General features: G+C 69.3%; 6 protein-coding genes. 3 read left to right on the forward strand and 3 right to left on the reverse strand.

The window, feature by feature from the left end:
- Positions 1-15: 15 nt before the first annotated feature.
- Together ACTJKK_RS13310 and ACTJKK_RS13315 are read right to left on the reverse strand one after the other, a co-directional pair.
- Positions 16-1,647: a molybdopterin-dependent oxidoreductase gene (locus ACTJKK_RS13310; protein WP_440748353.1), complete on the reverse strand. Its 1,632-nt coding sequence runs from the start codon at positions 1,645-1,647 to the stop codon at positions 16-18.
- A gap of 74 nt (positions 1,648-1,721) precedes the next feature.
- Complete coding sequence (locus ACTJKK_RS13315; protein ID WP_247623715.1) at positions 1,722-2,420, reverse strand: GTP pyrophosphokinase; 699 nt, start codon at positions 2,418-2,420, stop codon at positions 1,722-1,724.
- A gap of 106 nt (positions 2,421-2,526) precedes the next feature.
- Between ACTJKK_RS13315 and ACTJKK_RS13320 the strand changes: the two genes are divergently transcribed.
- From ACTJKK_RS13320 to ACTJKK_RS13330, 3 genes are read left to right on the forward strand one after another with little or no spacing between them, the layout of a single operon-like run.
- Entirely contained in the window at positions 2,527-4,638 is a 2,112-nt protein-coding gene (locus ACTJKK_RS13320; RefSeq protein ID WP_440748358.1) for an APC family permease, read from the forward strand.
- A gap of 37 nt (positions 4,639-4,675) precedes the next feature.
- Positions 4,676-4,948 (forward strand): hypothetical protein, encoded by a 273-nt coding sequence (locus tag ACTJKK_RS13325; RefSeq protein WP_440748354.1) that lies wholly within the window; start codon positions 4,676-4,678, stop codon positions 4,946-4,948.
- Complete coding sequence (locus ACTJKK_RS13330; RefSeq protein ID WP_440748355.1) at positions 4,945-5,925, forward strand: hypothetical protein; 981 nt, start codon at positions 4,945-4,947, stop codon at positions 5,923-5,925. Before ACTJKK_RS13325 ends, ACTJKK_RS13330 begins: the two co-directional genes overlap by 4 nt.
- A 5-nt stretch (positions 5,926-5,930) precedes the next feature.
- Here ACTJKK_RS13330 and ACTJKK_RS13335 read toward each other — a convergent pair whose 3' ends face one another.
- Positions 5,931-7,100 (reverse strand): SLC13 family permease, encoded by a 1,170-nt coding sequence (locus tag ACTJKK_RS13335; RefSeq protein WP_440748356.1) that lies wholly within the window; start codon positions 7,098-7,100, stop codon positions 5,931-5,933.
- Positions 7,101-7,223: the final 123 nt, after the last annotated feature.

The raw sequence follows: 7,223 nt of genomic DNA on the forward strand, positions 1-7,223 counted from the left end.
GGCCACCCGCACCGATCAGTTGACCCGCACGAGCGAGCGCTGCCAGCCCGATGAGCCGTTCGGCGCGATCGGCGCGCGCTCCTCGATCTGCGTGTCGCCGTTCTTGTTGATCGCCCGCACCGCCACGTAGTGGGTGCCCGGGGTCGCATCCCATTCCATGAACCACTGCACCCAGGTGTCGTCGTTGATGGCCTTCGACAGCGTCACCGGGGTCCATTCGCCGTTGTCGATGCTGACCTCGACCCGGTCGATGCCCACCGACTGCGCCCAGGCGACCCCGGCGATCGGAATGCGTCCGGCCTCGACCGCCTCACCGAGCTTCGGGGTGTCGACGCGCGACGAGAACTTGATCGGCGCCTCGGCGCTGTACCCGCGCGGGGTCCAGTAGGCCTCGTCGTCGGCGAAGGTGGTGACCTTGAGCTCGGTGAGCCACTTCGTCGCCGAGACGTAGCCGTAGAGACCCGGCACGACCATGCGCACCGGGAACCCGTGCTCGAGCGGCAACGGCTCGCCGTTCATCGCCACCGCGAGGATCGCGTCCAGGTTGTCGTCGGTCAGCGACGCCAACGGCGTGCTGGCGGTGTAGCCGTCGACGCTGCGCGAGAGCACCATGTCGGCACCGGACTTCACGCCGGCCTTCGCGAGCACGTCGCGGATCGGCACGCCGAGCCACTTCGCGTTACCGACGAGTTCGCCGCCGACCTCGTTCGACACGCAGGTCAGGGTGATGACGTACTCGTCGAGACCCATGTCGAGCAGATCCTGGAAGCTCATCTCGACCCGCTCATCGACCATGCCGTCGATCACGAGGCGCCAGGTGTCGGGGTCGATCGTCGGAACGGTGAGCGCCGTGTCGACTCGGTAGAAGTCCTCGTTCGGGGTGAAGAGCGGGCTGATCCCCGGCACGTCCAGCTCGGCGCCGTCGGGGATGGTGACGGTGCTGTTGGGGGTGGGGAGCTTCAACGCCTTGCGGATGCTCTCCACCGACGAGACCGTCATACTCACCGCGCGCGACGCCACCCCGACGACGACGGCCGAGATACCGGCGATCGCGGCGAGGCCGAAGAACCCGCGACGACTGACGCCGACCTTCGTGTCGGCGGGGGTGAGGTCGGTGGGAGACGGCTTGGTGATCGGGGGCGTCGAGGGGTCGACGGCGGGCTTCTTCGCCGCGGCCGGGGCCAGGGCGGCCTCGCGCCAGCGGCGCAGGCGGCGGGTCAGCAGGACGAGGATGACGGCGCCCGCGACCGTGCCGAGCACGGGAGGCAGGAAGGCCAGGGGCGTCACCCCGGCGCGCGTCACGATCGCCGCGGTCGACAGCACTCCGGCGATGCCGAGTGCGATCACGCCGAGCGGGGCGCGCACGAGCTGCAGGATGCCGGCGATCGCCGAGGCGATGACCACCGCCAGTCCGAGACCGGCGAGCAGGGCGACCTTGTCGTACTCGCCGAAGGTCGCGATCGCGAACTCCTTGAACGGCTGCGGCACGATGTCGATGACGAACCCGCCGACGGCCAGCACCGGGCTCGCCGCGCGGGCGACGAGCAGGGCGAACAGCTCGGCGACGGCGAGGAACACCGCGCCGCTGATCAGGCCGGCCAGCGCCGCCCACACGATGAACCGCTTTCCACTACGCCGATCGGCCATGATGCCCTCCTCGTCCACCGGTGACGGTGCTCGCCGGTTCTTCGGAGCGGACGACCGATCGGATGGCGCCGAGGCTACACCTCGACGATGCGCGGCGGGGGAGGCGGGGCGAGCTGGCGTTTCGGCACCCCGTGCGCCTCGCGGTGCAGCCGCTCCATGCGGGTGTCGAGTTCGGCGGCGGCCTCGGCCGCATCGCTCAGGCTGTCGACGAGATGCGAGGGCACCTGGTTCGAGAACTTGTAGTAGATCTTGTGCTCGAGGCTGGCCCAGAAGTCCATCGCGATCGTGCGGAACTGCACCTCCACCGGCACCGACAGCGCACCGGTCGAGAGGAACACCGGCACCTCGATGATCGCGTGCAGGCTCTTGTAGCCGTTGGGCTTGGGGGTGGCGATGTAGTCCTTCACGACCCGCACGGTGATGTCGTCCTGCGCGGTGAGCAGATCGAACAGCCGGTAAACGTCGGCGACGAAGCTGCACGTAACGCGGACGCCCGCGATGTCGGTGATCTCGGAGCGGATGAGCTCGAAGTCGGGCTCGTCGATGCCCTTGCGCGCGAGCTTCTCGACGATGCTGTCGGGAGACTTCAGCCGGCTCTTGACGTGCTCGATCGGGTTGTACGCGTGGTCGTGGGTGAACTCGTCGCGCAGGATCGAGATCTTCGTCTCGACCTCGCGCATGCCGAACTCGTACTCGCGCAGGAACCGCTGGAACTGGTCCCGCAGGGCCTTGGTCTCCTGGATCGAGATCTCATCGACAGGGAGGGTGGTCATGATGTCGACGTTATCCACCCGTGATCGGAAACGGCTGTGCATCCGTCCATCCGCCGCGTGAGGATTTCGTGAGGGCGCCCGCTCGGGCCGTAGGGATTCCGTGAGGATGCCGTCAGGATGCCGTTCGGCAGGAGTAGTGTCGCCGGACGTGTCGGAAGAATTCAGAGAGGGCGGCGATGGGCCGGCGGTCAAGCGCATCCTCATCGGCGAACCCCTGACGAGCGCCCAGGTCGACGACCAGTTGCTGCCGAAGCGCATGGCCCTGCCGATCTTCGCGTCGGATGCCCTCAGCTCGGTCGCCTACGCCCCGCAGGAACTCGTGATGATCCTGCTGATCGGCGGGCTCACGTTCCTCTCCTTCACCCCGCTCGTCGCGGTGGCGGTCGTGGTGCTGCTGATCGTGGTCGTGCTCAGTTACCGCCAGCTCATCAAGGCGTATCCCTCGGGCGGCGGCGACTACGAGGTCGCCTCGAAGAATCTGGGCGAGATCCCCGGCGTGATCGTGGCGGCCGCCCTGCTCGTCGACTACGTGCTGACGGTCGCGGTGTCGGTCGCCTCCGGTGTCGACAACATCATCTCGGCGCTGCCCGGCCTAGACCCGTTCCGCGTGGAGCTGGCGGTCGGGTTCGTGATCCTCATCATCATCGTGAACCTGCGCGGGGTGCGCGAGGCATCCCTCGTGTTCGCGATCCCCACCTACGTCTTCATCGGCTCGGTCGGGTTGATGATCGTGACCGGACTGGTGCGCACGTTCCTCGGCGATGCGCCGGTCGCCTCCAGTGCCGACTTCTCGGTGCAGGCCGAGAACCTCAGCCAGGCCGCGGTCATCCTGCTGATCCTGCGCGCCTTCTCGAGCGGATGCTCCGCCCTCACCGGCGTCGAGGCCGTGTCGAACGGAGTGCCCGCCTTCCGCGCGCCGAAGGTGCGCAACGCGCAGTCCACCCTGGTGCTCATGGGCACGATCGCGATCTGCCTGTTCTCCGGCCTCACCGCCCTCGCGCTCATCACCGGCGTGCACTACGCCGAGAACCCCTGCGATCTCATCGGCTTCGACTGCACGAACCCTCAACCCAGCCTCATGGCGCAGATCGCGTCCGCGACGTTCGGCGGTGGAAGCATCCTGTTCTTCGTCGTGCAGGCCGCCACCGCGTGCGTGCTGCTGCTCGCGGCCAACACCGCGTTCAACGGATTCCCGCTGCTGGGGGCCGTGCTCGCCCGCGACGGCTACGCCCCGAAGTCGCTCAACACCCGCGGCGACCGCCTGGTGTTCTCGAACGGCATGATCCTGCTGGGCATCGCCGCGATCGTCGTGCTCGTGGTGTTCCAGGCGAAGCTGACGACGCTGATCCAGCTGTACATCATCGGCGTGTTCGTGTCGTTCTCGCTCGGCCAGATCGGCATGGTGCGGCACTGGCGGCGCGTGCTGCGCGGGCAGGGTGCGGCGTCTCACGACGGGGGCGCGGCATCCGATCGCCGATCCGCCCGCGTGGGCCTGGTCATCAACTCCGCCGGCGCGACGCTCACCGTGCTGGTGCTCCTGATCGTCACGATCACGAAGTTCACGCACGGCGCCTACCTGGTGTTCTTCGCCATCCCGATCCTCGCGTTCCTCATGCTCGGCGTGAAGCGGTACTACCGCGACGTCGACCACGAGATCGCGATCGACGACACGACGCGGTTCGGGGCATCCGGCGACGTCGCCATCGTGCTCGTCAACCACCTGCAGAAGCCGGTCATGAAGGCCATCGACTACGCGATCGCCGCGAAGCACGACAAGACCCTGGCCGTGCACGTGGCCGTCTCGGCGGATGCCGCCGCCGCCGTGCAGAAGGACTGGAAGGACCACCTCGTGCCGATCCCGCTGGTGATCGTCGAGTCGCCGTACCGGTCGTTCGCGCAGCCGGTCACGCAGTTCATCACCCAGTACCGCGAGAAGCACGGCTCGTCGGTGGTGACCGTCTACCTGCCGCAGTACATCGTCGGGCACTGGTGGGAATCGTTCCTGCACAACCGCCGCGCCCGCCGTCTCGCGAACCAGCTCATGCTGGTGCACGGCGTCTCGATCACGCTCGTGCCGTGGCTGCTCGACTCGTCGGAGCTCATCTACGGCCGCCGCTCCCGCCCCCTTCCCGGGCAGGAGCGAGCCGGCCGCCCGGTCGCCCCGGTGGTCGTCTCGGGTCGCCGTGCCCACCGGCCGGAGGGGCCGCCGCAGGAGTAGCGCCTCGCGTCGGCGGGCCGGCCGCTATCGTGAGTGCATGACCCGTCGTCGGCGCCGCATCCGCAAACGCCCGTATCGCACACCCGGTCTGTGGCTGATCTGGATCGGAAGCCTGCTCATCCTGGCGTCCATCCCGCAGTTCTTCTTCGGCATCCCGGTATCGGACGGTTTCGCGCCCGCCGGGCTGAGCCTCGGGCCACTGACCCTCATCGCCGGCGTCATCCTCTACTTCTCCCAGCGGCCCGGTCGCGGCGATGGAACCTTCGACGACAGCGCGACCTTCCGGTGGACCGACATCTCGCAGCCATGAGCGCCGCCGATTCGGACATCACCGACGGTCGGGGCCAGGCACTGGGCGCCATCGCCCGCAACAGCGCCGACCACCCGATCGAAGCCTTCATCGATCGCGAGGTGGTGTCGTGGCATCCGCCCTATGCGCGGAAGGTCGCGGCTCTACGCGCCGCGATGGAACCCGAGGCACGCGCGCGATGGGAGTCCACCGTGGCCGAGAAGATCCGGTCGAATCCCGGGGCGCGCGACGAGCTCGCCCCGTCACCCTGGCGGAACTCCCTGCGCGTGATCGGCGTCGTCGCGGCGGCGGCGACCCCGGCGGGCATCCTGGCAGGGCTCGGGCTGGGCCGCGGCAGCACCGTGCTCGATCCGGCGACAGGCGCCGTGGTGATCGCCGTGGCCGGAACCATCGCCGTCGGCGCACTCGGCGGCTCTCTGGTCCGCCCCGCCCGGATGGGTATACCGAGTCGATTCGCGGCCGGAGCACTCTGGATCGCGACGGTCGGCACCCTCGGCTCCGTCGTCGCACTGCAGTTGCGCCGCAGCCAGTGGGCGGACGACACCTTCGCCTGGTGGTGCGTCGCGGTCGCCGCAGGAGTCCTCGCCCTTGCCCTCGCGGTGGGCGTCTCGCGAAGGCGCACGGCTGCCGGCGATCGCTTCACCGACCGAGACGCGGATCACCTCCGCCGTGGCGTCCTGCAGTCCGTCCTCGACGAAACGGAAGGCGCGATCGTCGATGCGTGGGGGAGGGTAGACGCGGCTACCCGCGCCTCGATCGAACGCGAGCGCGATACCGCACTGGACTCCGTGCTCGAGCGCGACCCGAGCGCGATCGACGCGGCGTGGATGCGAGCGGTGCCCCCGGGCATCCGCGGACTCCCCCACGCGGTCGACGAGATCCACAGCTCGATGCACCTCGGGGCAGCACAGCTCGCTGATCGTGAAGCCGGCGGACGATACGGGCATTTTGTCACCATGGCGCGCCGCGAGCACTGACGGTTTCAGGCGACGAGGAGCAGCGCCAGCACCGCGACCGCGACGGTCGGGATCGCGGCGATCGCGCCCCACATCATGAACCGGCCCCACCGGATCTCGACACCGAGAGCGGTGATCCGGTTGTGCCACAGCAGGGTCGCGAGCGATGCCCACGGCGTGATGAGCGGACCGAGGTTCACCCCGATCAGCAGCGCCATGAGAGCCACGGGATCGCCCGCCGCCGGCTCGAGTACGAGGTACGCCGGCAGGTTGTTGATCGCGTTGGCGCTGGCGGCACCGAGAGCGGCGAGACGGAAGAGGTCGCCCGGGGCGTCGCCGGCGATCGGGGACGTCAGGAAGTCCAGGATGCCGCGTGCGTGGAGCGTCTCGACGATCACGAACAGGGCCCCCGCGAGCGCGAGCGCCTGCCACGGCACGAGACCGAGCCGCAGCGCGCGGCGCCGGCGCACGGCGAACAGCACGATCAGGGCGAGAGCGGCGACGGATGCCGGGATCCACACGTCGTGCGTGAGGGCGAGCAGCGGCATGAGCACGACCAGGATGCCGGTGGCCGACCAGAAGAGCACGGGATCGGCCGAGCGGCGCGGCGGCGGCACCTCGTAGGCGGAGAACAGAGTGCGCCGATGCACGAGGGTGAGGATCGCCACCGGGATCAGGATGCCGACGAGCGTGGGCGCCCAGCTCAGCGCGAAGAACGTCCCGGGACCGCCCATCTGCGACGCTGCGAGCAGGTTGGTGAGGTTCGACACCGGCAGAGCCAGCGATGCGGTGTTCGCGAGCCACACGGTCGCCAGCGCGAAGGGGATCGGCGGCACCCCGATGCTCTGCGCCAGCACCACCACCACGGGCGTGACGATCACGGCGGTCGTGTCGAGCGAGAGGAAGACCGTGCTCACCACGGCGAGGGCGATCACGAGCCCCCAGAGCAGCAGCACGCGGCCGCGGCCCCAGCGCGCGAGGCGCTGCGCGACCACGTCGAACACGGCGGCGTCGCGGGCGAGCTCGGCGACGATCGTGATCGCCACCACGAACCCGAGAACGGGGGCGATGCGCGCGCCGAGCGCCCCCGCATCCGCCCTCGGCAGGATGCCGGTGAGCACGCACACGACGGCGACCACGACGAGCCCGATGACGACCCACGTGCCGGTAGCCACCCGGCCGGCGATGTTTCCCACCTCGTGAGCATAGGCCCGTTCGCCTCGGCCGAATGCGGCGGGGCGAGACCGGGCTCTCCTCGACGCAGGCCGGTCAGGCGACGGGGACGGGCGAGGTCGCGAACCCGAAGAGGTCCTTCGGGT

The sequence above is a fragment of the Microbacterium sp. 22179 genome, assembly GCF_052045715.1.
In the GTDB taxonomy this organism is placed as follows: Bacteria; Actinomycetota; Actinomycetes; order Actinomycetales; family Microbacteriaceae; genus Microbacterium; species Microbacterium galbinum.

Excerpts from the sequence above, each read along its gene's own strand:
- ACTJKK_RS13310 (WP_440748353.1), bottom strand. The coding sequence starts at position 1,647 with ATGGCCGATCGGCGTAGTGGAAAGCGGTTCATCGTGTGGGCGGCGCTG.
- ACTJKK_RS13315 (WP_247623715.1), bottom strand. The coding sequence starts at position 2,420 with ATGACCACCCTCCCTGTCGATGAGATCTCGATCCAGGAGACCAAGGCC.
- ACTJKK_RS13320 (WP_440748358.1), top strand. The coding sequence starts at position 2,527 with ATGCCGTCAGGATGCCGTTCGGCAGGAGTAGTGTCGCCGGACGTGTCG.
- ACTJKK_RS13325 (WP_440748354.1), top strand. The coding sequence starts at position 4,676 with ATGACCCGTCGTCGGCGCCGCATCCGCAAACGCCCGTATCGCACACCC.
- ACTJKK_RS13330 (WP_440748355.1), top strand. The coding sequence starts at position 4,945 with ATGAGCGCCGCCGATTCGGACATCACCGACGGTCGGGGCCAGGCACTG.